This is a genomic window from Pigmentiphaga sp. NML030171 (assembly GCF_002188635.1).
Lineage (GTDB): Bacteria > Pseudomonadota > Gammaproteobacteria > Burkholderiales > Burkholderiaceae_B > Pigmentiphaga > Pigmentiphaga daeguensis.
The window spans coordinates 40,732-62,966 of record NZ_NINX01000032.1 but is presented as its reverse complement, the minus strand read 5'-3'; the positions used below and the strand labels follow the sequence as shown (position 1 = coordinate 62,966).

At 68.6% G+C, this 22,235-nt stretch carries 22 protein-coding genes; 17 read left to right on the top strand and 5 right to left on the bottom strand.

Annotated features, from left to right (window positions below):
- The first annotated feature begins 22 nt into the window (after positions 1-22).
- From dctP to CDO46_RS11300, 4 genes are all read left to right on the top strand, one after another.
- Positions 23-1,021 carry a TRAP transporter substrate-binding protein DctP gene (dctP, locus tag CDO46_RS11315; protein ID WP_165963342.1) on the top strand — a complete coding sequence of 333 codons (999 nt, stop codon included), beginning with the start codon at positions 23-25 and terminating at the stop codon, positions 1,019-1,021.
- Positions 1,022-1,063: 42 nt separating this feature from the next.
- Complete coding sequence (locus CDO46_RS11310; protein WP_158213437.1) at positions 1,064-1,549, top strand: TRAP transporter small permease; 486 nt, start codon at positions 1,064-1,066, stop codon at positions 1,547-1,549.
- A gap of 7 nt (positions 1,550-1,556) precedes the next feature.
- Positions 1,557-2,852, top strand: coding sequence for a TRAP transporter large permease (locus CDO46_RS11305; protein ID WP_087838567.1), 1,296 nt, complete (start codon positions 1,557-1,559; stop codon positions 2,850-2,852).
- Positions 2,853-2,977: 125 nt separating this feature from the next.
- Positions 2,978-4,036 carry a porin gene (locus tag CDO46_RS11300; protein WP_165963343.1) on the top strand — a complete coding sequence of 353 codons (1,059 nt, stop codon included), beginning with the start codon at positions 2,978-2,980 and terminating at the stop codon, positions 4,034-4,036.
- Positions 4,037-4,052: 16 nt separating this feature from the next.
- Here the strand turns inward: CDO46_RS11300 and CDO46_RS11295 are convergent, their stop codons facing one another.
- Entirely contained in the window at positions 4,053-5,165 is a 1,113-nt protein-coding gene (locus tag CDO46_RS11295) for a mandelate racemase/muconate lactonizing enzyme family protein (RefSeq protein ID WP_087838565.1), read from the bottom strand.
- Positions 5,166-5,199: 34 nt separating this feature from the next.
- Complete coding sequence (locus CDO46_RS11290; RefSeq protein WP_087838564.1) at positions 5,200-6,177, bottom strand: tripartite tricarboxylate transporter substrate binding protein; 978 nt, start codon at positions 6,175-6,177, stop codon at positions 5,200-5,202.
- A 131-nt stretch (positions 6,178-6,308) separates the two neighbouring features.
- On the opposite strand from CDO46_RS11290, the gene CDO46_RS11285 reads away from it, so the two are divergent.
- Together CDO46_RS11285 and CDO46_RS11280 are read left to right on the top strand one after the other, a co-directional pair.
- A complete protein-coding gene (locus CDO46_RS11285) occupies positions 6,309-7,238 on the top strand; it encodes a LysR family transcriptional regulator (protein WP_087838563.1) in 930 nt (309 codons plus the stop codon).
- A 145-nt stretch (positions 7,239-7,383) separates the two neighbouring features.
- Entirely contained in the window at positions 7,384-8,241 is an 858-nt protein-coding gene (locus tag CDO46_RS11280) for a universal stress protein (protein WP_087838562.1), read from the top strand.
- 5 nt (positions 8,242-8,246) lie between these two features.
- Here the strand turns inward: CDO46_RS11280 and CDO46_RS11275 are convergent, their stop codons facing one another.
- Positions 8,247-9,179, bottom strand: a complete 933-nt coding sequence (locus CDO46_RS11275) for an AraC family transcriptional regulator (protein WP_087838561.1) — start codon at positions 9,177-9,179, stop codon at positions 8,247-8,249.
- A 149-nt stretch (positions 9,180-9,328) separates the two neighbouring features.
- Here CDO46_RS11275 and CDO46_RS11270 point away from each other — a divergent pair, with 149 nt between their 5' ends.
- Both CDO46_RS11270 and CDO46_RS11265 read left to right on the top strand, forming a co-directional pair.
- Positions 9,329-10,312 carry a tripartite tricarboxylate transporter substrate binding protein gene (locus CDO46_RS11270; protein ID WP_087838560.1) on the top strand — a complete coding sequence of 328 codons (984 nt, stop codon included), beginning with the start codon at positions 9,329-9,331 and terminating at the stop codon, positions 10,310-10,312.
- Positions 10,313-10,316: 4 nt separating this feature from the next.
- Entirely contained in the window at positions 10,317-11,939 is a 1,623-nt protein-coding gene (locus CDO46_RS11265; RefSeq protein ID WP_087838559.1) for a sulfatase, read from the top strand.
- A gap of 8 nt (positions 11,940-11,947) precedes the next feature.
- Here the strand turns inward: CDO46_RS11265 and thpR are convergent, their stop codons facing one another.
- Positions 11,948-12,490: an RNA 2',3'-cyclic phosphodiesterase gene (gene thpR / locus CDO46_RS11260; RefSeq protein WP_087838558.1), complete on the bottom strand. Its 543-nt coding sequence runs from the start codon at positions 12,488-12,490 to the stop codon at positions 11,948-11,950.
- Positions 12,491-12,512: 22 nt separating this feature from the next.
- Positions 12,513-13,478, bottom strand: a complete 966-nt coding sequence (locus CDO46_RS11255) for a glycerophosphodiester phosphodiesterase family protein (RefSeq protein WP_087838557.1) — start codon at positions 13,476-13,478, stop codon at positions 12,513-12,515.
- A 155-nt stretch (positions 13,479-13,633) separates the two neighbouring features.
- Here CDO46_RS11255 and CDO46_RS11250 point away from each other — a divergent pair, with 155 nt between their 5' ends.
- The 9 genes from CDO46_RS11250 (at position 13,634) to CDO46_RS11210 (ending at position 22,223) form a co-directional block, all read left to right on the top strand.
- Entirely contained in the window at positions 13,634-14,950 is a 1,317-nt protein-coding gene (locus CDO46_RS11250; RefSeq protein WP_087838556.1) for a Rieske 2Fe-2S domain-containing protein, read from the top strand.
- Positions 14,947-15,453 carry an aromatic-ring-hydroxylating dioxygenase subunit beta gene (locus CDO46_RS11245; protein ID WP_087838555.1) on the top strand — a complete coding sequence of 169 codons (507 nt, stop codon included), beginning with the start codon at positions 14,947-14,949 and terminating at the stop codon, positions 15,451-15,453. The genes CDO46_RS11250 and CDO46_RS11245 overlap by 4 nt, the downstream gene beginning before the upstream one ends.
- 10 nt (positions 15,454-15,463) lie before the next feature.
- Positions 15,464-16,150, top strand: a complete 687-nt coding sequence (locus CDO46_RS11240; protein WP_165963346.1) for a GntR family transcriptional regulator — start codon at positions 15,464-15,466, stop codon at positions 16,148-16,150.
- Positions 16,151-16,187: 37 nt separating this feature from the next.
- Positions 16,188-17,900, top strand: a complete 1,713-nt coding sequence (gene ilvD / locus CDO46_RS11235; RefSeq protein WP_087838553.1) for a dihydroxy-acid dehydratase — start codon at positions 16,188-16,190, stop codon at positions 17,898-17,900.
- Positions 17,901-17,931: 31 nt separating this feature from the next.
- Positions 17,932-18,813 carry an NAD(P)-dependent oxidoreductase gene (locus tag CDO46_RS11230; RefSeq protein WP_087838552.1) on the top strand — a complete coding sequence of 294 codons (882 nt, stop codon included), beginning with the start codon at positions 17,932-17,934 and terminating at the stop codon, positions 18,811-18,813.
- 54 nt (positions 18,814-18,867) lie between these two features.
- Positions 18,868-19,842: an ABC transporter substrate-binding protein gene (locus CDO46_RS11225; RefSeq protein WP_087838551.1), complete on the top strand. Its 975-nt coding sequence runs from the start codon at positions 18,868-18,870 to the stop codon at positions 19,840-19,842.
- 61 nt (positions 19,843-19,903) lie between these two features.
- Entirely contained in the window at positions 19,904-20,680 is a 777-nt protein-coding gene (locus CDO46_RS11220; RefSeq protein ID WP_087838550.1) for an ABC transporter ATP-binding protein, read from the top strand.
- Positions 20,677-21,459, top strand: a complete 783-nt coding sequence (locus CDO46_RS11215) for an ABC transporter permease (protein WP_087838549.1) — start codon at positions 20,677-20,679, stop codon at positions 21,457-21,459. The genes CDO46_RS11220 and CDO46_RS11215 overlap by 4 nt, the downstream gene beginning before the upstream one ends.
- Positions 21,456-22,223: an ABC transporter permease gene (locus tag CDO46_RS11210; RefSeq protein WP_087838548.1), complete on the top strand. Its 768-nt coding sequence runs from the start codon at positions 21,456-21,458 to the stop codon at positions 22,221-22,223. The genes CDO46_RS11215 and CDO46_RS11210 overlap by 4 nt, the downstream gene beginning before the upstream one ends.
- Positions 22,224-22,235: the final 12 nt, after the last annotated feature.

Sequence of the window (22,235 nt, the reverse complement as noted above, 5' to 3'; positions counted from 1 at the left end):
CGACTTCAGAGGAATCATGACCATGGACAAGAGGACCTTCACCAAGATCGCCGGCGCGCTGGGCCTTGCGGCGGCGCTGGCGCCGGCGCTCGCGCTGGCCGCCGATCCCATCAAGCTGCGCGTGTCGTCGGCGGCGGCCGACACCGACTGGCTCTCGGGCGGCCTGCGCGTGTTCAAGGAACAGCTCGAGAAACTGGCCCCGGGCAAGTTCGCGGTCGAGGTCTACACCGGCAGCTCGCTGTTTCGCCAGGGAACGGAGGTACCCGCCCTGCAGCGCGGCAACCTCGAGATGAGCACGATGACCACGTTCGAGGTCGAACAGCAGATTCCCGAGTTCTCGGTGTTCTCGTCGGGCTACCTGTTCCGTGACTACGCGCATGCCCGCAAGGTGTTCGACAGCGACATCGGCAAGGCCTACTTCGCCGAGGTGGCCAGGAAGATGGAGCTGCAGATCATCGAGCCCATGTACCTGGGCACGCGCCAGGTCAACCTGCGCGACGGCCGCGCCGTGAAGACGCCGGCCGACCTGTCCGGCATCAAGCTGCGCGTGCCGGGCGGCCCCGGCTGGGTCGCGCTCGGCAAGGGCCTGGGCGTCACGCCCACTCCCATGGCGGTGTCCGAGGTCTACCTGGCCTTGAAGACCGGCGCCATCGATGGCCAGGAAAATCCGCTGCCCATCACCAAGGCGAACAACTTCCAGGAAGTCACCAAGACCATCGTGCTGACCAGCCACCTGGTGCAGCCGGTGTTCCTGACCATGGCCAAGAAGAAATGGGACCAGATCGACGCCGCCGGCCAGCAGGCCGTACGCCAGGCCGCCCGCCTGGCCGCCGACTACAACGACCAGGGCCGCATCAAGGAAGAAGCCGAGATCGTGGATTTCTTCAAGAGCAAGGGCCTGACGATACAGACGCCGGACCTGGCTGCTTTCCGCGCGAGCGTCGACAAGGAGTACGCGCAGGCGGGCATTGCCGCCAAGTGGCCCAAGGGACTGAAGGAAAAAATCGAAGCGGTGAGGTAGGCAGCCATGTACCGGAAAGGGTTCGTTCGCCTGCAGCGAGGCATGGAAGCGCTGTGTACGCTGGCCTTCGTGGCGATCTTCGGGATTTCGCTCCTGGGCATCGTGATGCGCTACGTGTTCTCCATGCCGCTGGTCTGGACGGACGAGCTGGCGATGGTGCTGCTGCTGTGGGTCGTGCTGTTGACCGACGGCCTGCTGCTGTCCGATCGAGAGCAGGTGCGGTTCGACGTGGTCTACGACCTGTGCGGACCGCGCGGCCGGCGGGGCATAGGGTTGCTGGCGTCACTGGCCATTGGCGTGACCTTCCTCGCCTCCCTGCCCACCATCTACGACTACGTCGCCTTCCTGTGGCGCGAGCGTACCTCGGTGCTCGATTGGCGCCTCGATGCAGTGTTCAGCTGCTTCGTCGTCTATTGGGTGGCCGTCATCGTGCGTGCCGTCATCCAGTTCTGGCAGCTGTTGCGGCCGGACTGGCGCGAGCGCGTTGCTGACGACGCGCCTGAAGAAAACTCCAACATCCTCGGCTGATCGTTCCATGAGCACCGCATTCCTGGCGCTGTGCGCCGTCGTCGTCCTGGGCGCCGTGCTGCGCTTCCCGGTCGTGCTGATCATGTTCTGTTCCGGCGTGCTCTACCTGTTGGTAAGCGGCCAGGACCTCGGCATCATCGTCGACCAGACCCTGAATTCGTCGTTCGAGATGACCGTGTTGATCGCCGTGCCCATGTTCATCCTGGCCGGCAACGTGATGAACGCCGCCACCATCAGCGAGCGGCTCTGGGGCGCGGCCGACGCCCTGGTGGGCCGCTTTCGCGGCGGGATGGGCCACGTCACCATCCTGATGAACCTGGTCATGTCCAGCCTGTCGGGCAGCGCGGTGAGCGAGGCCGCCGGCGCCGGGATGGTCGCCACGCGCATGATGCGCAAGGTCGGGAATTATCCCGGCGGCCTGTCGGTGGCGATCACCGCGGCCGCGTCCTGCCTCGCCCCCATGGTGCCGCCGTCGATCCCGATGGTGATCTATGCGCTGATCAGCGGCGCCTCGATCGGCGCGCTGTTCATGGCGGGCATCGTGCCGGCGCTGATCATGACCGTCGCGCTGATGGCCATGATCGTGTGGATGGCGCGCCGCCACGACCTGCCGCGCGGCCGCGCGGTGCCGCTGTCCGAACTGCCCGGCGTGCTGGCGCGCACCGCGGTGCCCATGACGCTGCCGGTCATCCTGCTGGGGGGCATCTGGACCGGCATTTTCACGCCCACCGAGTCCGCCACGGTCGCGGCCTTCTGGGCCATGGTGCTGGGCGTGCTGGTCTACCGCAACGTCGGCCTGCGCGGCCTGGCCGCCGTATTCGTGCAATCCATGCGCCAGTCGGCGGCGGTGATGCTGCTGATCTTCAGCTCCTTCATCGTCAACTACGCCTTCACCTCGGAAGGGCTGAGCCAGTCGCTGGCGGGCTACGTCATGGGCCTGGACCTGTCGCCCGTGATGTTCCTGCTGCTGGTCAACCTCATGTTCCTGGTGCTGGGCACGGTGCTCGACGGCGCCGTCATGCTGCTGGTGCTGGTGCCGGTGCTGCTGCCCGCGGTCCATGCCTTGGGAATCGACCTGGTGCATTTCGGCGTGGTCGCGACGCTGAACTTCATGATCGCGATCATCTCGCCGCCCTACGGATTGATCCTGTTCGTGCTGTCGGCGCTATCGGGCGTTCCCATCGGACAGATCAACCGCGCGATATGGCCGTTCTGCTTCCTGTTGGTTGGCGTCCTGCTGCTCCTGGTGCTGTTCCCGGGACTGTCGCTGTGGCTGCCCAGGATGTTCGGCTACGGAGCCTGACCGCGCCATGTGATCCACGGCGGGACGCGGGCTTCCGCGGCTCGCCACCCACGGTTTGCCGGCCGCCACCCACGCCTGGCCGGCAACGCCTCTCTTCCAGCCCTGTGCTCATAGAAGGAAATGTCATGAAGCTTCGCACCCGACTTCTGCCCGCTCTCCTGGCGACCTGCGCCAGTGCGCCCCTGTTCGCCCAGACCTCCAGCGTCACCTTGTTCGGGATCGTGGACATGGGCTTCCTGCATGACAGCGGCAACGCCGCCGGCACCAACAACAAGCTCAACTCGGGCATCATGTCCGGCTCGCGTTTCGGTCTGATGGGCAGCGAGGACCTGGGCGGGGGCAACAAGGCCATCTTCATGCTGGAAGGCGGCGTCAACGTCGATAACGGCAGTTCGGCCCAGGGCGGCACGCTGTTCGGCCGCCAGGCCTGGGTCGGGCTCGAAGGCAGCCTGGGCCGCCTCACGCTGGGCCGCCAGTACACGACCGTGGCCATGGCGCAGGTCGAGTTCGATCCCTTCTCGACCGGCATGACCGGCACCTCGGCCAGCCTGATCTCGGCCGGCGGCCAGGGCGGAAGCAATCGCGCCAACAATGTCGCCAAGTACTACCTGGGCCACGCCTCGGGTTTCAATGGCGAGCTGTCATATGCCCCGGGCGAGGTCGCAGGTTCCAGCAGCACGAACTCGCAACTGGGCGCCTCGGTGGGCTACACCAAGGGCCCGTTCGGCATGAAGATCGCCTACGCCAAGGCCAACGATGCCGTCGCCCCGGGCAAGGACGCCAAGATGACCTTCATCGGCGCCAAGTACGACTTCGGCGTGGCCACCGCCTTCGTCAACTACGTCATCAACCGCGGATCCATCGTGCCCGGCACGGTCAACGACAAATCCGAGGACCTGTTGCTGGGCGCGCGCATTCCCGCCGGCGCCCGCGGCCGCGTCATCGTCTCGTTCATCAACAAGAACGACCGCACCGCCGACAACCATGACGCGCGCCTGTACGCCATCGGCTACGTATACGACCTGTCCAAGCGCACCAGCCTGTACACGTCCTACACCTACATCGACAACAAGGCGCCCAATACGTCGCCCACCGGCTTCTACAAGGTATGGAACGCCAACGATGTGGGCAATGCGCTGGCCGGCAACCGGGCCTTCGCGATCGGGATCAACCACCGGTTCTGAGCCGGCTCGTCCGCCTTCAATCCGTCCGGTACCGCTCGATGAACTCCGGATCGAAATCCACGCCCCAGCCCGGCCCCTGGGGCAGCATGTAGTGCCCGTTCGCTATCGCGCCGCGTCCGATCAGCATCTGGTGGAAGATCGGGTCCCGGTCGGGATGGTGGGTTTCGACATAGGTGCCGTTCTCCACCGCGGCCAGCAGGTGCGAGCCCACCATGGGCTCGCCGTGGTGGCCCATCTGCACCCCGAAGCACGCCGCCATGCGCGCCACCCGCAGCCAGGCGGTGGGGCCGCCGCCCCAGCTCGCGTCCAGGTTGCAGACATCGATGGCGGCGTCCAGCATCAGGTCGCGGCAGTCCTGGGTGGTGATCTCCGACTGGCCGGCGGCGATGGGCATGCCCGTCTGCGCGCGCAGCAGCGCCAGGTCGCGCCGGTCGTCGTCCCAGTGGCAGGGCTCCTCGAACCAGCGCAGGCCCAGGTCGGCCGCCTGCCGGCAGAAGGCCAGGGCCTGGGTGCGGCTCCAGGCACGGTTGGCATCGGCGAACAGCACGAAATCGTCGCCGCCCGCGCGCCGCGCGGCGCGGGTGCGCGCCAGGTCTTCCTCGACTTCGCGCCCGCCCACCTTGAACTTGCAGCCGGCCAGGCCCAGCGCGCGGTATTCCTCCATCTCGGCGCCGTAGTCCTGCGGCGCGTAGCCCTCGCGGTACTGGCCGCCGATGGCGACGATGGGCAGCGCGTGGCGCGCGCCGCCCCACAATTGGTAGAGGGGCAGTCCGGCGCGCTTGCCGAGCAGGTCCCACAATGCGCTGTCCACGCAGGCCACGGCGCGCACGGCAGCCCATTTGTCGCGGCCGCCGCGATGGGTGGACGTCCACATGCGCGACCACAGGGTTTCGATGGCGGTGGGGTCCTCGCCGATCAGCAGCGGGGCCAGTTCCCGGTCGACGATCTCGCGCGCCTGGCGATGGACGTCGAAGTTGCCTTCGCCGTTCACGCAATGGCCGACCAGGCCCTGGTCGGTATGGATGCGGGTGACGATGGCGTTCTTGCGGGGCACGCTGTAGACGCTGCCGCCATAGTCGCGATTGAGCGCGATGGTCAGCAGGATGGTTTCGACGCGGACGATTTTCATGCGGGGTTCCTGCGTGGGGCGGCGGGGGCCGCGGTCATTGCTTGGGGATGCCGGCGTGTTCGACCAGTTCGATGTAGGTGCGGGCCTCGGTCGGGATCATCTGCGCGAGCTGCTCGCCGTCCAGGACCTGGGCCTCGCCGAAGGTCTCGGTCAGCTTGGCGACGTTGTCCGGCGCCGCCATGACGGACTTCGCCGTCTGGCGCAGCGTGCGCAGCACGTCGGCGGGCGTGCCGGCCGGCGCGAACAGGCTGATCCAGTTGACGACCTCGACGCCGGACACGCCGGCCTCGGCGGCGGTGGGCACGTCGGGCAGCTTGCTGTCGCGCCGCGATCGCAGGATGGCCAGCGGCCGGACCTTGCCGGCCTCGATGTTGCGGAGCTGGTTGGTGAGCGAGTCGAACATGACCTGCACGTGCCCGCCGGCCAGGTCGGTGGCGGCGGGAGCGCCGCCCCGGTAGGGGACGTGGACCATCTTGGTGCCGGTACGGGCCTGGAACAGCTCGCCGCCGAAATGCTGGACGGTGCCTATGCCCGACGAGGCGTACGACAGCTTGCCGGGGTTGGCCTTGGCGTAGGCTACGAGTTCGGCCAGCGTGCGGACCGGAAGCTGGCTGTTGACCACCACGACCTGTCCGGGCGTGACGATGCCCCAGACGGGAGCGAGATCCTTGACCGGGTCGTAGGGCAGCTTCTCGTACAGCGCGGCGGCGAAGGAAATGGGCGACGCCGTGGTGACCAGCAGCGTATGGCCATCGGGCGCCGCCTTGGCGACGTAGTTGGCGCCCACGGTGCCGCCGGCGCCCGAGCGGCTTTCGACGACGACGTATTTGCCCCAGGCCTGTTCCAGGTTCTGCGCGACCAGGCGGCCGACGTACTCGACCGGCGAGCCGGGCGGGAAGGGATTGACGATGTGCACGCCCTTGGACGGAAAGTCGGGCCGGGACTGGGCCTGGGGCGCGCCGCAGGCCAGCAGCGCCGCGAGGGCCAGCGCGGGGGCCAGCAAACGTTTCATGGATGCCTCCTGTTGTCATGGGCGCCGCGAGGCGGCGCCTTGGAAGCCAGGCAGTATCATCGTCGGGGGCGGTCCGGGGCAACGGGCCGGTACCCTATATGAGATATAGGTAATGGCCTATCGGAGGACGCATGATCAGCCTGTCTCCGCGCGGACTCGAGGTGCTGGTGGCGGTGGCCGAGACCGGCAGCTTCGCCGGTGCCGCCCGGCAACTGGACATCGCCCAGCCGTCGGTCAGCCAGCACATCCAGATCCTGGAGCGCAGGGCGGGAACAGTCCTGTTCCTGCGCCAGCGCGGCCGGCGCGCCACGCTGACCGAGGCGGGCGAGCGCGTGCTGGCGCATGCCCGCGCGGTGCTGGACGACGCGGCGCGGCTGTCCGAGGACCTGGGCGGCGGCCGGGGGGCCGGAGAACGGCGCATCGCCTTCGCCTGCCAGCGGCCGGTGGCCAATTCGGTGCTGCCGCCGGCGCTGGCCGGCTTCGCCCGGGAGCATCCCGAGTACGAGCTGGCCATGGTGGCCGGCACGCTGGACGAAGTCCTGGCGCAGTTGCGCGACGGCACCGCCGACCTGGCCTGTTTCCTGAGCCGGTGGCCGCAGGAGGGCGTGGCCGGCCGGGCCATCGGCGTCGAGCGTTTCGCCCTGGTTGCCGCACCCTCGCATCCCCTGGCCGGACGCGCCGCCGTGCCGCCGCGGGAGCTGGCCCGGCACAAGTTCGTGCGGGCCGCGCACCGTTCGGGTTTCTCGATCCACATGGCCGACATGCTGCGCGCCGCGGGCATCGCCGGCACGCCGGTGGCCTCGCGCGCCACCGAGTCCGGGATGGTGCGGGAACTGACGGCGGCGGGAGTGGGCATCTGGTGCGTGCTGGCGAAGACGGTCCGGCAGGACGTCGAATCCGGCCTCCTGGCCGAGCTGTCGCCCGGCGGGCCGCCCATGACCATGGGTTTGTGGCTGGCCCATGACGAGCGGCGGCCGTTGTCGGCGGCGGCGCGGCGCCTGGCGGACTACATCGAGGCCTGTTCCACGGCCGAGCGCGAGGCCCCTCGCGCGTCATCGTGATTGGCAGGGTCGCCTTCCGTTGGTATCGTAGGTCCGACGGGGACGCCGCGCGATCCGCAGTCTTCCCGTCCCGCCTCCGGATCCTCGCCCGCCCAACGGGCCGCAACACGCGCGCCGCCGCGTCCGCCACACCAGGGAGATCAGCATGGAAGGACCCTCCACCGAAAACCTGCGTTGCATCCTGCTTGCCACCGACCTGAGCGCGCGCTGCGACCGCGCCCAGGACCGGGCCGTGCAACTGGCCCGCGAGCACGGCGCCAAGCTGATCGCGGTGTGCGTGAACGAGACGTCGCTGGGCGACGTGCTGACCGCCCGCCGCAGCCAGGTGGCCGACCGCAACGCCGCCGAGCGGCGCTTCCGGGCCGGCCTGGGCAGCGTCGACGTCCAGGCCGAACTGGTGCTGGAAACGGGGCATGCGGTCGAGGTCATCCGCAAGACGGCCGAGGCACGCCATTGCGACCTCATCGTCACCGGGGTGGCCCGCGACGAGACCCTGGGCCGCCTGCTGCTGGGCACCACGGTCGAGAAGCTGGCGCGCGAGGCCGCCCAGCCCATCCTGGTGGTGCGCGAACGCCCGCATCACGACTATCGCGATTTCGTCGCCGCCGTCGATTTCTCCGAGGGGTCGCGCCAGGCGCTGCAAGCGGCCCTGACGCTGTTCCCGGATGCGCGCCCGCTGTTGTTCCACGCCTTCTCCGCCCATAACGCCCATGCCGAGGCGGCCGTGGTGGAGCAGGCAAGGGCGAAGGCCGACAACGAAGTGACCGAGTTCATGAAACGGAACGCGGCGCTGTTGAACCGGCCCGACATCGAATGGAAGATCGAGCACGGCCTGCCGGAAGACGTGTTGCCCGACTACGTGGCGCGCCATCCCTCCGAGCTGCTGGTGGTCGGCACGCACGGCCGCACGGGAATACTGCGCACGGCCATCGGCAGCGTGGCGGAACAATTGATCCAGCACACGCCCTGCGACGTGCTGATCGTCCGCCAGCGGCAGCCCTGATTGGCTCAGCCCGCGCGCCGCCCGTATTCCCCGGGGGGCACGCCAGCCCAGCGCCGGAAGGCGCGGGCGAATATCTTTTCCGAGCCGTAGCCGACCAGTTCGGCCACGTCGGCCAAGCGTACCGATCCCAGCCGCAGCCGTTCGGCGGCCCGCTCCATGCGGCGCGCCGTCAGGTAGGAGATCGGCGATACGCCCACCAGCTCGCGGAAGCGCGCGCTGAAGCGTGATCGCGACATGCAGACCTCGTCGGCCAGCGAGGGCAGGGTCCAGGGTTTCTCGGGCCAGCGGTGCATCAGCATGATCGCTTGCGCGATCTTGGGGTCGGCCAGGCCGCGCAGCCAGTTCGGCTCGGTGTCGCGGTGCCGCAGCAGGTAGGCGCGCAGCACGTGCACCATCAGCAGGTCTCCCATGCGCGCGGCCGACAGTTTCCAGCCCGGCTCGCGGTTCAGGCTTTCCTCGATGAACAGCCGCATGGTGGGCGCCAGGCACGAGGCCAGGTTCACGTCGTCCTCGCGCAGGTGGATCAGGCCGGGCAGGAAGCGCAGCACGGTGTTCTGCCCGACGGGGCCGTAGTCGACGATGGTGGTGAAGAGTTCGGTGGGCGTGCCGCCTTCGCCGTGGGTGAACACCAGCGGCTTTTCCCCGCGCTCGCGCATGCCGTGCGCCGCCAGCACCTCGGCGAAGGGAACGGGCGCGAGTCCCGGCTCGGACGAGATGATGTGCCGGCCGCCGCGGGGCAGCACGACGAGGTCGCCCGCCGGCACCCGCACGGGCGCCATGCCTTCGGGCTGTATCCAGTAGGGCGCGCCCCGGGCGATGCGGAACATCGCGCCCTGCAGGCCGGTGGATTCCAGCGACCACGGGGCATGCAGGGTGAAGCGGCCGGTCGTGGCGCTGTCGGCCCGGCAGCCGGACAGGACCTCGCTCAATACATCCACTTCTTCCTCCGTCGATCGCGCAGCGTCGATTTTATCGGCAGGCGGGACGAATTGCGCCCTAATGAGGCGTTATTGGGGTGGAGGCCGGCCGATTTTCAGGGAAGAATCTGCCCTTCTTCGCGTTCGCCTCGTATCCGATAGGTGCCCCTATGTACGCATTGCTCCGCAAATTCGCCCTGGCCCTGGGCTGTCTGCCGCTTGCCGCGCTGACCGCGCATGCGCAAGGGAACGATTTCCCCTCCAAGCCCATCACCATCATCGTCGGCTATCCCGCCGGCGGCGGGCCGGACATCGGCGCGCGCATGCTGGGCGAGAAGCTGGCCGCACGCCTGCACCAGTCCGTCATCGTCGAGAACCGCCCGGGCGTCAGCGGCATGATGGGGGCGTCCGCCGTCGCGCGTGCGCCGGCCGACGGCTATACCCTGCTGTTCGCGCCCAACACTTTCCTGATCGCTCCCCACGTGTTGCCCAAGGGCGCGAACGTGAACCTGGACGTGCTGAACGACTTCGTGCCCATCGTCGCGCCGTCCAAAGGCGCGATGATGATGGTCGCCCATCCGTCGCTGGGCGTGAAGAACGCCAAGGAGCTGGTCGCGCTGCTGAAGAAGCAGCCGGGGCTGGCCTACGCCACGCCTGGCAGCGGCTCGCCCATGCACATCGCCGGCGAACTGTTCAAGAAGTCGGCCGGCGTGGACATGCTGCACGTGCCCTACAAGGGCGTGGCGCCGGCGATCGCCGACGTGCTGGGCGGCCACGTGAAGATCACCTACGCCAGCATCGGCGTGGTGGCACAGCACATCGCCGCCGGCCGCCTGGTGGCCCTGGGCATGGCCGAGAAAGAGCGTTCGCCGCTGATGCCCGACCTGCCCACGCTGGCCGAGCAGGGCTACCCCAACACCGCGACCGGCGCCTGGTACGGCGTGTTCGCGCCCAAGGGCACGCCGCCCGCCGTGGTCGAGAAGCTGAACCAGGAGTTCAACACCGTGCTGCGCCAGCCGGACACCGCCGCCAAGCTCAAGCAGCAGTGGGAAGTGCCGCTGGGCGGCTCGTCCGAGGACCTCGCCCGCATGGCCAGGGCCGAGTACGAGAGCTACGGCAAGATCGTCAAGGAATTCAACATCTCGGCCGATTGATCGCATGGATCCACGCGCTTCCAAGCGGCCCAACATCCTGCTGGTCATGACCGACCAGCAGCGGGCCGATCACCTGGGCTGCTACGGCAATCCCATCCTGCGCACGCCGCACCTGGACGCGCTGGCGCGCGACGGGGTGCGGGCCTCGCAGTTCTACGTGGCCAGCCCCACCTGCATGTCCAACCGGGCTACGCTGATGACCGGACGCATGCCCTCGCTGCACGGTGTGCTGCACAACGGCATCCCGCTGTCGCGCGAGGACGTCACCTTCGTCGAGCTGCTGCGCGACGCGGGCTACGCCACGGCGCTGATCGGCAAGTCGCACCTGCAGAACTTCGGCTACAACAATCCGCCTATCCGCGGCTGGGAAAACCTGAACGGCGGCACGCCGCCTTCCGAGGCGATGAAGGATGCGCACCGGCATCACCGTCGCGGCCGCGAGTACGACAACGAGTGGACGCCGTACTGGAAGGCCGATCCGTCCTTCCATGTACAGACGCCGTTCTACGGCTTCGACGACGTGCGCCTGTGCACCTTGCACGGCGACCGCGTGCAAGGCGACTACGCGCGCTGGCTGGCCGAGCGGCATCCCGATCCGGACAGCCTGCGCGGCCGCGAGAACGCCATTCCCGACGACCGCTACGATTCGCCGCAGGCCTGGCGCACGCGCATGCCGGTGGAACTGTATCCCTCGACCTACGTGGCCGAGCAGACCTGCGAGTGGCTGGCCCGGCACGCGCGGCGGGACGATGACGCGCCGTTCTTCATCCAGTGCTCGTTTCCCGATCCGCACCACCCGTTCACGCCTCCCGGCAAGTACTGGGACATGTACGACCCGGCCGGCATTCCGCTGCCGCCGTCCTTTCACCAGGAGAACATGCCGGCGCTGCTGCGGGCCGTGCACGAGCGCACTCGCGCGGGCGCCTCGCGCGAGGCCTACGTACCGTTCGCCCTGAACGAGCGCGAGTGCCGCGAGGTGACCGCGCTGACCTACGGCTCGATCAGCCTGGTGGACGATTCCGTCGGCCGGGTGCTGGCCAAGCTGGACGAGCTGGGACTGCGCGAGGACACCGTGGTCATCTTTACCTCCGACCACGGCGAGATGATGGGCGACCACGGCATCGCGCTCAAGGGCGTCATGCACTATCGCAGCGTGACCCAGGTCCCGTTCATCTGGCACGACCCGCAACTGCCCGGACCCAGGCGCGGCGCGGTGGTGGACGACGTGGCGGGCACGATAGACATCGCGCAGACCATCCTGGCGCGCGCGGGCCTGGCGCCCTTCAACGGCATCCAGGGCGCGAACCTGCTGCCGGCCATCCGCGGCGAGGCCGCGTCGGTCCCCGAACGCGCCGGCATCGTGGTCGAAAGCGAGCCTTTGCAATACGCGTTCGGGCGGCCCCGCCGCTTCAAGGTGCGTACGCTGTTCGACGGCCGCTACCGGCTGACGCTGTCGGACGACCCGGCGGTGTGCGAGTTCTACGACCTGGAAGCCGACCCGCACGAGGTCGAGGACCTGTGGAACGAACCGTCGGCCCGAGGCCAGCGGGATCGCCTCGTGGCCGCGCTGGCGGTGGAGATGGTCCGCCTGTCGGAAAGCTCGCCCCTGCCCAGCGCGCAGGCCTGAGGCGGGCGTCAGGCCAGGTCGAAGCGGAACAGCGCGGCGTAGCGCCGCTCCGATCCGGCCGGCGCCGAGGCATACAGCCCCAGGGTGCCGAAGCGTGCCGGCGGAACCGCCGGCATGGGCCTTGGCAGGTGCGGCATGGACTGGCCCGCCTTGAAGCGCGCCAGCGTCACGTGCGGGCGGAAGGGGCGGCCTTCCACCGGCAAGCCCATGCCGCGCACGATGGCCCGCGTGTCCTCGACCAGCCGGCGCAGCGGCGCGGGCAATGAGAAACTGGCCACCGCCACGCGGGGCCGGGCGGGCTGCGGCCAGAGTTCCAAAGACTCGCCGTCCAGCACGGGCAGGGCGCGCGCCAGGGGAGCCAGGGCCGCCTGTAGCCGGTGCTCGTGATCGGGCGTCAGGCTGCCCAGGAAAGCGATGGTCAGATGCAGGTCGGCGGGCAGCAGGCGCGCCGGCGGCAGACATGCGCCCAGCGCGGCCAGGCGGGCGCGCGTGTCGTCGTCGGGACCGAGGGCGATGAAGCAGCGGGCGTGGTCGGAAGCGGTGGCGGGCATGCCCTAGCATACCCTGGCCGGTTCAATGCGCCCGGATAGGGCCGCCCATCGTTTCTATCCGATTGGTCCAGACATGGCCGGGAAAGCGGGCCGGCACCTGCGCCAGGTCGGCCGGCGTGTCGATGCCCGAACTGAAGCCCCCGCCCGAGTAGGCGCCCATCACGATGACCTCGCTGCCCGCCTCGCGCATGCGTGCGGCGAAACGATAGGGCCAGCCCCACAATGCCCAGGCGTAGTTGACCGGCACGATCACCAGCGTATTGCGGCATGCCTCGGGCACGATGCCACTCCAGCCCTGGAGTTCGTAGCGCAGCAGGCAGGACAGCGTGGATGCGCGATCGTAGCCACGCAGCCCCGGCACGCGCGCGATGCTGGCGCGCGTGGGCTCGGCGCCGCCGTAGACGCCCATGACCGCCTCGCGCCACGCGGGATGGGCCGCGAGCATTTCCGCCAGGGCCCGGCCTTCCTCTTCCCGCCGGCTCTTGAAATTGACCAGGAAGCGGCCGCCGGGGAAGGCGTCCAGCACCTCGTCCAGCGTGGGCATCTGGCCCACGCCGCGGCCTCGCAGCGGCCAGGTCCTGCCGTCGTCGGCGGTATAGCCATGGCCGACGTCCAGGGTCCGCAACACCGTCATGGGCGTGTCCTGGGTGACGCCGTGGCCGTTCGTGCGGCAGTCCAGCGTCCAGTCGTGAAAGACCGCGAACTTCCCGTCCGGGGTCAGGTGCACGTCCAGTTCGACCGTCCGGGCGCCGGCCTCGAAGGCGGCACGCATCGAGGCGAGCGTGTTTTCCATGTAGCCGTGCACGGGCGGCCGGATCCGGGCCGCGGTGCAGGTATCGGCGTCCAGGTCCTGCACGGCATAGGTCCGGTGCACGCCGCGATGCGCCAGGGGGAGCGGGTGACCGTCGCGGGGGGCGTGGAACAGCGAGGTGTTGCCGGCCCAGAGTGCGAAGGCGGCCAGGGCCAGTAGCGCGGCGATCTTCTTCATGTCGTCGGTTCCGCAAGAGTGGGCGCAGTTTACGCCGGGGTGCGCGCGGTGGCGCGGCACGGGTAAACCCCCTGGTCATCGTGGTCATCCGCTTGCTAGGATTTGATCAAAGATCGAATATCCAATATCGAATTCTGGCGCGCCTCGGGGAATCCATGCCGGCAGACATCGCCCAGCTCATCGACGACCGGCCGGCGGACGGCGTATTCCGCGTCCATCGCGACGTTTTCCGTCGCCAGGATGTCTACGCCCGGGAAATGGACCGCTTTTTCCATGGCGGCTGGGTGTTCGTCGCCCATGCTTCCCAGGTGCCCAACCCGCAGGACTACCTCACGACCAGCATCGGCCGGCAGCCGCTGGTCGTCATGCGCGGCCAGGACGGCACGCTGCGCTGTTTCCACAATTCCTGTCGTCACAAGGGCGCCCTGGTCTTCCACCAGCGGCGCGGCAATCGCCGCACTCATGTCTGCCACTACCACGGCTGGGCCTATGGCAGCGACGGGCGCAACCTGGGCGTCAAGGGCAGGGCCCAGGGCGACTATCCCGCCGCCTTCGACGACGACAGCCACGACCTCCAGCCGGTGGCCCGCTTCGCGGAATACCGCGGCTTCCTGTTCGCCAGCCTGGCGGCCGAGGTGCCGCCGCTCGAGACACACCTGGGCGACATCCGGCGCTTCATCGACATGGCGGTCGACCAGAGCGAGGCCGGCCTGGAAATCGTTCCCGGCGCGGTCACCTATACCTATCGCGCCAACTGGAAGCTGCAGCTGGAGAATTCCACCGACGCCTACCATTTCACGTCCACGCATCCGTCCTACCTGCGGCTGCTGGACCGGCGCTCGGGGATGGCGGGGCGCACCGACGTCGAGGCGGCGATCTGGCAGGCCGGCGGCAAGAAGCGCGAGGAAATGATGGGATCCTTCGGCTTTCCCAACGGGCACGCGCTGGTATGGACCACCTCGCCGGTGGAGAACCACCCCTTGTATGCGCGCCTGCCGGAACTGCGCGCGCGCGTGGGCGATACGCGCGCCGAATGGATGCTGCGCACGCGCCAGTGCAACATCTTTCCCAACCTGCAGCTGGCTTCCAACGCGGCCCTGCAGATGCGCGTGATCCGCCCGCTGGCGGTGGACCTGACCGAGATCACCTCTTATTGCCTGGCCCCGGTGGGCGAGGATGCCGAGCAGCGGCGCCAGCGCCTGCGCCAGTACGAGGATTTCTTCAACCCCAGCGGGCTGGCCACGCCGGACGACACGGTCACCTTCGAGGACTGCCAGCGCGGCTTCGAAAGCGGCGAGATCGAATGGCAGCAAGGCTATGCGCGCGGCATGGGGCGGGTGGTACGGGGCGCCGACGCCCATGCGGCGGAACTGGACATCGCGCCCGATACGTCGATCGCGGGGCCGTTCGAGATGAGCGACGAGACCGTGTTCCACGCGCTGTACCGCAACTGGTCGAGGAAGTTGAAATGAGCAGGCTGGCGCTGGAAGTGCAGGCCGATGCGCAGGCCGTCGTGTTCCAGGAGGCCGCCCACCTGGACGCGCAGCGCTGGGACGACTGGCTGGCGCTGTATGCCGAGGACGCGAGTTTCTGGCTGCCGGCCTGGACCGACGAACATCGCCTGTCGGTATCACCGGACAGCGAGTTGTCGTTGATGTATTGCGCCGCGCGCGCGGGCCTGGAAGACCGGGTCTGGCGGGTGCGGTCCGGGCTGTCGGTCGCGTCCACTCCCTTGCCCCGTACCTGTCACGCCGTGACGGGATGCGTGGCGACGGCGGCCGGCGAAGGCCGGGTGCGGGTCGAGTCGGCCTGGACCTGCCATGTCTACAACGTCAAGCACCGCGACCAGCACACCTTCTTCGGCCGCTACGAGCACCTGCTGCGGCCGGAAGGCGAGGGCTGGCGCATCGCCGCCAAGAAGATCGTGCTGATGAACGACGTCATTCCCACCATGATCGATTTCTACTGCGTCTAGGATGGCCGCCATGCTCCCTGCCCTGGGCGAAATCAAACCCGTCGTTCGGTCCTCGGTGTCCGACGCGGTCTACCAGACCCTGCGCAACAAGCTGATGCACGGCGAATATCCCGCCGGCCAGCTGCTGGGCATCCAGGACCTGGCCAACGCGCTGGAAACCAGCACCATGCCGGTGCGGGAAGCGCTGCGCCAACTGGTGGCGCAGCAAGGGCTGGAACCGATGCGCAGCGGCACCGTGCGCGTGCCGCTGATCACGCCCGAGCGGCTGGACGACATCCGGCGTTCGCGCGTGCTGATCGAGGGCACGGTCACCGAATGGGCGGGACCGCGGCTGACCGCCCGCCAGCTGGACGACCTGGAACAACTGGCCGCCGAGATCACGGTGGCGCGCCGTTCGCGCGAAGGGCTGGCCGACAGCCTGGAGAAGAACCGCATCTTCCACTACACCATCTACCAGGCCGCGCAGTCGCCCGTCATGCTTGCCATGATCGACAGCCTCTGGCTGCAGTCGGGCGCCTACCTGCGCGCCACGCGCGAGTTCCTGCACACCGACACCATCGCCGCCGATCGCCTGCACGAGTCCGCGGTGGCGGCCATGCGCGCGGGCGACTATGCGCAGGCCCGAAAATTCATCGAGACCGACGTGAGCTGGGTGTTCGACCGGCTCAGCGCCGTGCCCGATGCCATGAGCCGATAAGGCCGGCAACAAGACCGAGAATCCGGAGTAGAAGAGAATGAAGACCAAGCGCCTGAGATCCGACATCACCCGCGAGGGACTGGACCGGACGCCGCACCGCGCCTTCATGCGCGCCACGGGCCTGGACGACGAGGACATCGCCAAACCCATGGTGGGCATCGTCAGCATGCGCGGCGACCTGAGCCCCTGCAACATGACCCACGCGCCGCAGGTCGAGGCCGCGCGCATGGGGGTCGCCTCGGCCGGCGGCACGCCGCGGGAGTTCTCCACCATCTCGGTGTCCGACGGCATAGGCATGAACCACGAGGGCATGAAGTTCTCGCTGGTCAGCCGGGAGCTGATCGCCGATTCCATCGAGGCCGTGGTGCACGGCCATGCGCACGACGGGCTGGTGGCGTTCGGCGGCTGCGACAAGACCCTGCCTGGTGCGATGATGGGCCTGGTCCGCTGCAACGTGCCGGGCGTGTTCGTCTACGGCGGCAGCGCGCTGCCGGGCCGTTTCGAAGGGCGCGACATCACGGTGCTGGATGCCTATGAAGCGGTGGGCGCGGCGCAGACGGGCAAGATGACCGAAGAGAAGGTCATGATGCTCGAGCGCGCCTGCAAGCCCACCATCGGCGCCTGCGCCGGCCAGTTCACCGCCAACACCATGGCCATGGTGGCCGAGGCGCTGGGGCTGACCGTGCCGAATTCGGCCATGGTGCCGGGCGTGTACTCCGAGCGCCTGGACATCGCTCGGCGCGCCGGCCAGATCGTGATGAAGCTGATCGAGAACGGCGGCCCGCTGCCGCGCGACATCGTCACGCGCAAGGCGCTGGAGAACGCCTGTGCGCTGGTGGCGGCCACCGGCGGCTCGACCAACGCGGCGCTGCACATTCCCGCCATCGCCAACGAGGCCGGCATCGCCTTCGACGTGGACGACGTGGCGGCGGTGTTCGCGCGCACGCCGCTGATCGGCGATCTGCGGCCGGGCGGCAAGTACGTGGCCAAGGACGTCTACGACATCGGCGGCGTGTCGGTGTTGATACGCGAACTGATACGCAGCGGGCACATCGACGGCAGCTGCGTCACCGTGACCGGCCGCACGCTGGCCGAGGAGCATGGCGCGGCGCCGGAGCCCGACGAGAAGGTCGTGCGCCGGGCCGATCAGCCCATCCTGGTCGACGGCGGCCTGGCGGTGCTCAAGGGCAACCTCGCGCCCAGCGGCGCGCTGCTGAAGGTCGCGGGCCTGGCCAAGCGCGTGCATGAAGGTCCCGCCCGTGTGTTCGACGGCGAGGATGCCTGCGCCGAGGCCGTCAGCCAGCGGCGCTACGCCGAGGGCGACGTGCTCATCATCCGCTACGAGGGCCCGGCCGGCGGCCCCGGCATGCGCGAGATGCTGGGCGTGACGGCGCTGATCTACGGCCAGCAGATGGGCGAGAAGGTGGCCCTGTTGACCGACGGCCGGTTCTCGGGCGCCACGCGCGGCATCTGCGTGGGCCACATCGCGCCCGAGGCGGCCGCGGGCGGCCCCCTGGCGCTGGTGCGCGACGGCGACCGCATCCGCATCGACGGCGACGCGCGCACCCTGGAACTGCTGGTGGACGATGCCGAGCTGGCGCGCCGCCGTGCCGCCTGGCAACCGCCGCCGCCCAATCACAAGGCAGGGCTGCTGTCCAAGTACGCCAGGACCGTGGGGCAGGCCGATACCGGCGCCGTCACCCATGCCGGGGGCGCGCAGTGGCCCGAGCCGGCGGCCCCCTCCGTTTGAACGCCACCGCCTTCGAGACAAAGGAAGCATCATGAGTAGCACGGCACGATTGGGATATCTGGGCATGGGCCTGATGGGCCTGCCCATGTCGCTGCGGTTGCGGGCGGCGGGTTGCGAACTTGCCGTCTGGAACCGGTCGGCGGCCAAGGCCGAACCGGCCCGGGCGGCCGGCGCGCGCGTGGCGGCCAGTCCCGCCGAGGTGGCACGCGAGGCCGACATCGTGTTCATGTGCCTGACCGACGCCGCCGCGGTCGAGGACGTGGTGTTCGGCGCGAACGGGCTCGCGTCCGTGCCCGGCCGGGGCAAGGTGGTGGTCGATTTCTCGTCCATCACGCCGGCCGCCACGCGTGACATCGCGGCCCGCCTGGCTGCCGCCAACGGCATGCGCTGGATGGATGCGCCGGTGTCGGGCGGGACCAAGGGCGCCGAGGAAGGATCGCTGGCCATCATGGCCGGCGGCAGCCAGGAAGACTACGATCGCGTGCAGCCCTACGTGGCGCACATGGCCCAGCGCTTCACACTGATGGGGCCGCTGGGGGCGGGGCAGACGACCAAGCTGTGCAACCAGATCATCGTGGGCGGCACCATGGCCATCCTGGCCGAGGCCACCCGGCTGGCGGCGAACTCGGGCATCGATCCGATGCTGCTGCCGCAGGCCCTGGCCGGCGGGTTCGCCGACTCCAAGCCGCTGCAGCTGTTCCTGCCGCGCATGGCGCAGGGTATCCACAATCCCCCCATCGGCCACACCTACACCATGCTCAAGGACCTGGACAGCGTGGTCGAACTGGCCCGCCAGACCGGTACGCCGGTGCCGATGACCGCCGTCGCCTCGCAGATGTTCCGGCTGGTCAACGCGACGCGGGGCCCCGAGTCCGAAGCGCTCGAAATCTACAAGCTGAGCGAAAGCCGCTGACCCCCCAAGCATCGTGGAATTGAAATCCGATCGTCAACCTGCCAGGAGTCATTCATGAAGAAAATCGCAGCGCTTGCCCTGACCGGCCTCATCGCCGCATGGTCCGTACCCGCCGCCGCCCAGCAGGTGATCCGCGTGGGCTGGCTGATTCCGGCCGAGGAGGCCAAGTACTGGATGATGAAGCGCCCCGCCGAGTTCCCGCAACTGGGCTCGAAATACAAGATCGAGTGGGTGCAGTTCCAGGGCACCTCGCCCGTCATGCAGGCCTTCGCCGCCAAGGCGGTGGACTGCGGCACGCAGACGCCGCTGTCCGTGGGGCAGGGCCTGATCGAGGCCAAGGTGCAGACCTCGATCATCGCCCAGCACGTGTTCGAGACGCCCACCAGCTTCTCGGTGTACTGGGCCGTCAAGGACGATTCGCCCATCAAGTCCGTCAAGGACCTCAAGGGCAAGCGCATCGGCGTGTCGGTGCTGGGCGCCGGCGTCTACGCGCCGCTGGTGCAGATGCTGGAGAAGAACGGCCTCGACCCCAAGACCGACGTGAAGATGATCGAGACCGGTTTTGCGCCGTCCGAGGATGCCATCCGTTCGGGCCGCGTGGACGCCGGCGTGCTGAACCAGCCTTTCGCCGCGCGCGCCGAGGCCAAGGGCGGCCTGCGCAAGCTGTTCTCGGTGGCCGACCAGCAGCCCAATTTCGTGCACATCCTGGAAGCGTGCCGCAAGGATTTCGTGGACCAGAACCCCGAGCTGGTGAAGGCCTACATCCGTGACCTGACCACCGCGATGGGCAAGGTGCTGGCCAATCGTCCCGAGACGCTGAAGGTCGTGTCCGAGGTGACCAAGGCGCCGGTATCGGTGCTGGATACCTACCTGCTCAAGGGCAACGACTTCGCCCGCGATCCCGGCATGGCCCCCAACTTCCCGGCCATCCAGAGCCTGCTCGACAGCTTCACGCAGGCGGGCCTGATGTCGCAAAAGGTGGACGTGGCCTCGTTCAGGAACGGCGACATCCACGCCCCGATCAAGTAGCGCCCCGGCGCGATGCAAGGACAGGTCCCGCACGGGCGGGGCCGCGCTCTGGAACTTCTCCATGATTGCCATCAAGCACGTTTCCCAGGTCTTCGCCGTCGGCAAGGGCGAGCGGCATGTCGCGCTGTCGGACATTTCCCTGGACCTTCGCGACGGCGAGTTCATCTCCATCCTCGGCCCCTCGGGTTGCGGCAAGTCCACGCTGCTGTACATCGTGGGCGGATTCGTCAAGCAGAGTTCGGGGTCGGTCGAGATCGACGGCCGGCCGGTCACCGGTCCCGGCCCGGACCGCGGACCGGTGTTCCAGGAGTTCGCGCTCTATCCATGGAAGACGGTGCTGGGCAACGTGGCCTACGGCCTGCGCCAGCAGGGCGTGGCCCGGGCGCCGGCCGAGGCGCGGGCGCGTGAGCTGCTGTCCATGGTGGGCCTGTCGGGCTACGAGAATTTCTACGCCAAGCAATTGTCGGGCGGCATGAAGCAGCGGGTGGCCATCGCCCGCACGCTGGCCTACAACCCCGCCGTCCTGCTGATGGACGAACCGTTCGGCGCGCTGGACGCGCATACCCGCAACCGCCTGCAGAACGACCTGCTCAAGATCTGGGAGCGCGACCGCAAGAGCGTGCTGTTCGTCACCCACAGCGTGGAAGAGGCGGTCTACCTGTCCGACCGGGTCGTGGTGCTGACCAAGTCGCCCGGGCGCATCAAGGAAATCGTCACCATCGACCTGCCCCGGCCGCGCATGCGCGCCGAGCTGCTGCTCAACCCCCGCTACCAGCAATACGTCATCGACATCGAGGCGATGATCGACAACCAGCCCGAGCAGGAGGAAGCGGCGTGAAGAAGCTGCTGCGAGCGCCGGGCGTTTCCGCGCTGCTGGTGTGCCTGGGGCTGCTGGCGGCATGGGAACTGGCGGCGCGCCTGTACGACAACCCGGGCCTGCCGACGGCCGCGCAGGCGCTGACCGAACTGCCGCGCATCTTCGCCGATCCGCAGGCGACCTTCGACATCCTGGATTCGCTGCGGCGCATGCTGATCGGCTTCGTCCTGGCGCTGATGGTGGCCGGTCCCATCGGGCTCCTGATGGGCCGTTCGCCGGTGGTCGAGACGCTGATGAATCCGCTCCTGATGGTGGTCTATCCCATTCCCAAGGCCGCGCTGATGCCGCTCATCATGCTGTGGCTGGGCGTGGGCGATGCCTCGAAGATCCTGGTGGTGTTCCTGGGCGTCAGCCTGCCGCTGCTGTACCACAGCTACCAGGGGGCGCGCGCGGTCGAGGAGAAGATGCTGTGGTCCGCCGCGGCCATGGGCATGAACGGCGCGCAGCGCATGTTCCGGATCGTGCTGCCGGCCGCGCTGCCGGAGATTCTGACCGGCTGCCGGACCGGCATCGTGATGGGCCTGATCACCATGATCACCAGCGAAATGATCGCGCGCCAGACCGGCGCGGGCAACATCCTGTTCAATGCCATGGACATGGCCCAGTACGAGACCGTGTACGCCATGATCATCGTCATCGGCGTCCTGGGCATCGTGCTCGACATGTGTTTCGAGGCGGTGCGCGCGCGGCTGACCCGCTGGGCCGACCGGCAGTCCGATGCCGCCATGGGGGCCCTATGAAGACGGTCCGCCGCATCTCTCCGTTCATCGGCGCGCTGCCCATCGTGCTGATCCTGGCCGCATGGCAGGGGCTGGCCATGTCGGGCCGGGTCACCGAGAACCAGTTGCCCAGCCTGTACGCGGTGGTCATGAGGCTGCTCGAGCAGCTGGCTTCGCCGGCTTTCCTGTCCGATGTCGGCATCACCCTGTTCCGTCTGTTCGTGGGTTTCTTCATCGCGCTGGTGCTGGGCGTCGGCCTGGGCATGGCGGCCGCCCGGTCCAAGGTGGGCGCCGCGGTCGTGGTGCCCGTGGTCAGGGTGCTGGGCCCCATCCCCAAGGTGGCGCTCTATCCCGCCTTCATCCTGCTGCTGGGTTTCGACCATTCGTCCAAGATCGCGCTGGTCGTGGCCGACGCCGCCTTTCCCATCCTGCTCGCCACGCTGCATGGCGCGCGCTCGGTGGAACCCAAGCTGATCTGGTCGGCGCTGGCCGCCGGCACGCCGCGCTCGCGCATCGTGACTTCCATCGTCCTGCCGGCGGCCATGCCGTCCATCCTGACCGGCTGCCGCATCGGCCTGGTCATTTCCTGCGTGGTGGTGTTCCTGGCGGAGATGATCACGTCCACCGACGGCCTCGGCCACCAGCTCGTGATCGCCTCGCGCAGCTTCATCACCGTCGACATGTTCGTCGCGCTGGTCGCGATCTCGCTGCTTGGCCTGGTGCTGAACTTCCTGCTGGGGCGCGCCCGCCGGTTCTTCCTGCGCGGCTTTCCCGAGGAGTCCTGAACCGTGCGCGCT

What these genes read in the sequence shown, in the direction of transcription:
- CDO46_RS11225 (WP_087838551.1), top strand. Translation starts at nt 18,868, where the DNA reads ATGAAGAAAATCGCAGCGCTTGCCCTGACCGGCCTCATCGCCGCATGG.
- CDO46_RS11245 (WP_087838555.1), top strand. Translation starts at nt 14,947, where the DNA reads ATGAGCAGGCTGGCGCTGGAAGTGCAGGCCGATGCGCAGGCCGTCGTG.
- CDO46_RS11255 (WP_087838557.1), bottom strand. Translation starts at nt 13,478, where the DNA reads ATGAAGAAGATCGCCGCGCTACTGGCCCTGGCCGCCTTCGCACTCTGG.
- dctP (WP_165963342.1), top strand. Translation starts at nt 23, where the DNA reads ATGGACAAGAGGACCTTCACCAAGATCGCCGGCGCGCTGGGCCTTGCG.
- CDO46_RS11290 (WP_087838564.1), bottom strand. Translation starts at nt 6,177, where the DNA reads ATGAAACGTTTGCTGGCCCCCGCGCTGGCCCTCGCGGCGCTGCTGGCC.
- CDO46_RS11285 (WP_087838563.1), top strand. Translation starts at nt 6,309, where the DNA reads ATGATCAGCCTGTCTCCGCGCGGACTCGAGGTGCTGGTGGCGGTGGCC.
- CDO46_RS11230 (WP_087838552.1), top strand. Translation starts at nt 17,932, where the DNA reads ATGAGTAGCACGGCACGATTGGGATATCTGGGCATGGGCCTGATGGGC.
- CDO46_RS11210 (WP_087838548.1), top strand. Translation starts at nt 21,456, where the DNA reads ATGAAGACGGTCCGCCGCATCTCTCCGTTCATCGGCGCGCTGCCCATC.
- CDO46_RS11250 (WP_087838556.1), top strand. Translation starts at nt 13,634, where the DNA reads ATGCCGGCAGACATCGCCCAGCTCATCGACGACCGGCCGGCGGACGGC.
- CDO46_RS11310 (WP_158213437.1), top strand. Translation starts at nt 1,064, where the DNA reads ATGGAAGCGCTGTGTACGCTGGCCTTCGTGGCGATCTTCGGGATTTCG.
- CDO46_RS11300 (WP_165963343.1), top strand. Translation starts at nt 2,978, where the DNA reads ATGAAGCTTCGCACCCGACTTCTGCCCGCTCTCCTGGCGACCTGCGCC.
- thpR (WP_087838558.1), bottom strand. Translation starts at nt 12,490, where the DNA reads ATGCCCGCCACCGCTTCCGACCACGCCCGCTGCTTCATCGCCCTCGGT.
- CDO46_RS11280 (WP_087838562.1), top strand. Translation starts at nt 7,384, where the DNA reads ATGGAAGGACCCTCCACCGAAAACCTGCGTTGCATCCTGCTTGCCACC.
- CDO46_RS11305 (WP_087838567.1), top strand. Translation starts at nt 1,557, where the DNA reads ATGAGCACCGCATTCCTGGCGCTGTGCGCCGTCGTCGTCCTGGGCGCC.
- CDO46_RS11220 (WP_087838550.1), top strand. Translation starts at nt 19,904, where the DNA reads ATGATTGCCATCAAGCACGTTTCCCAGGTCTTCGCCGTCGGCAAGGGC.
- CDO46_RS11265 (WP_087838559.1), top strand. Translation starts at nt 10,317, where the DNA reads ATGGATCCACGCGCTTCCAAGCGGCCCAACATCCTGCTGGTCATGACC.
- CDO46_RS11295 (WP_087838565.1), bottom strand. Translation starts at nt 5,165, where the DNA reads ATGAAAATCGTCCGCGTCGAAACCATCCTGCTGACCATCGCGCTCAAT.
- CDO46_RS11270 (WP_087838560.1), top strand. Translation starts at nt 9,329, where the DNA reads ATGTACGCATTGCTCCGCAAATTCGCCCTGGCCCTGGGCTGTCTGCCG.
- CDO46_RS11240 (WP_165963346.1), top strand. Translation starts at nt 15,464, where the DNA reads ATGCTCCCTGCCCTGGGCGAAATCAAACCCGTCGTTCGGTCCTCGGTG.
- ilvD (WP_087838553.1), top strand. Translation starts at nt 16,188, where the DNA reads ATGAAGACCAAGCGCCTGAGATCCGACATCACCCGCGAGGGACTGGAC.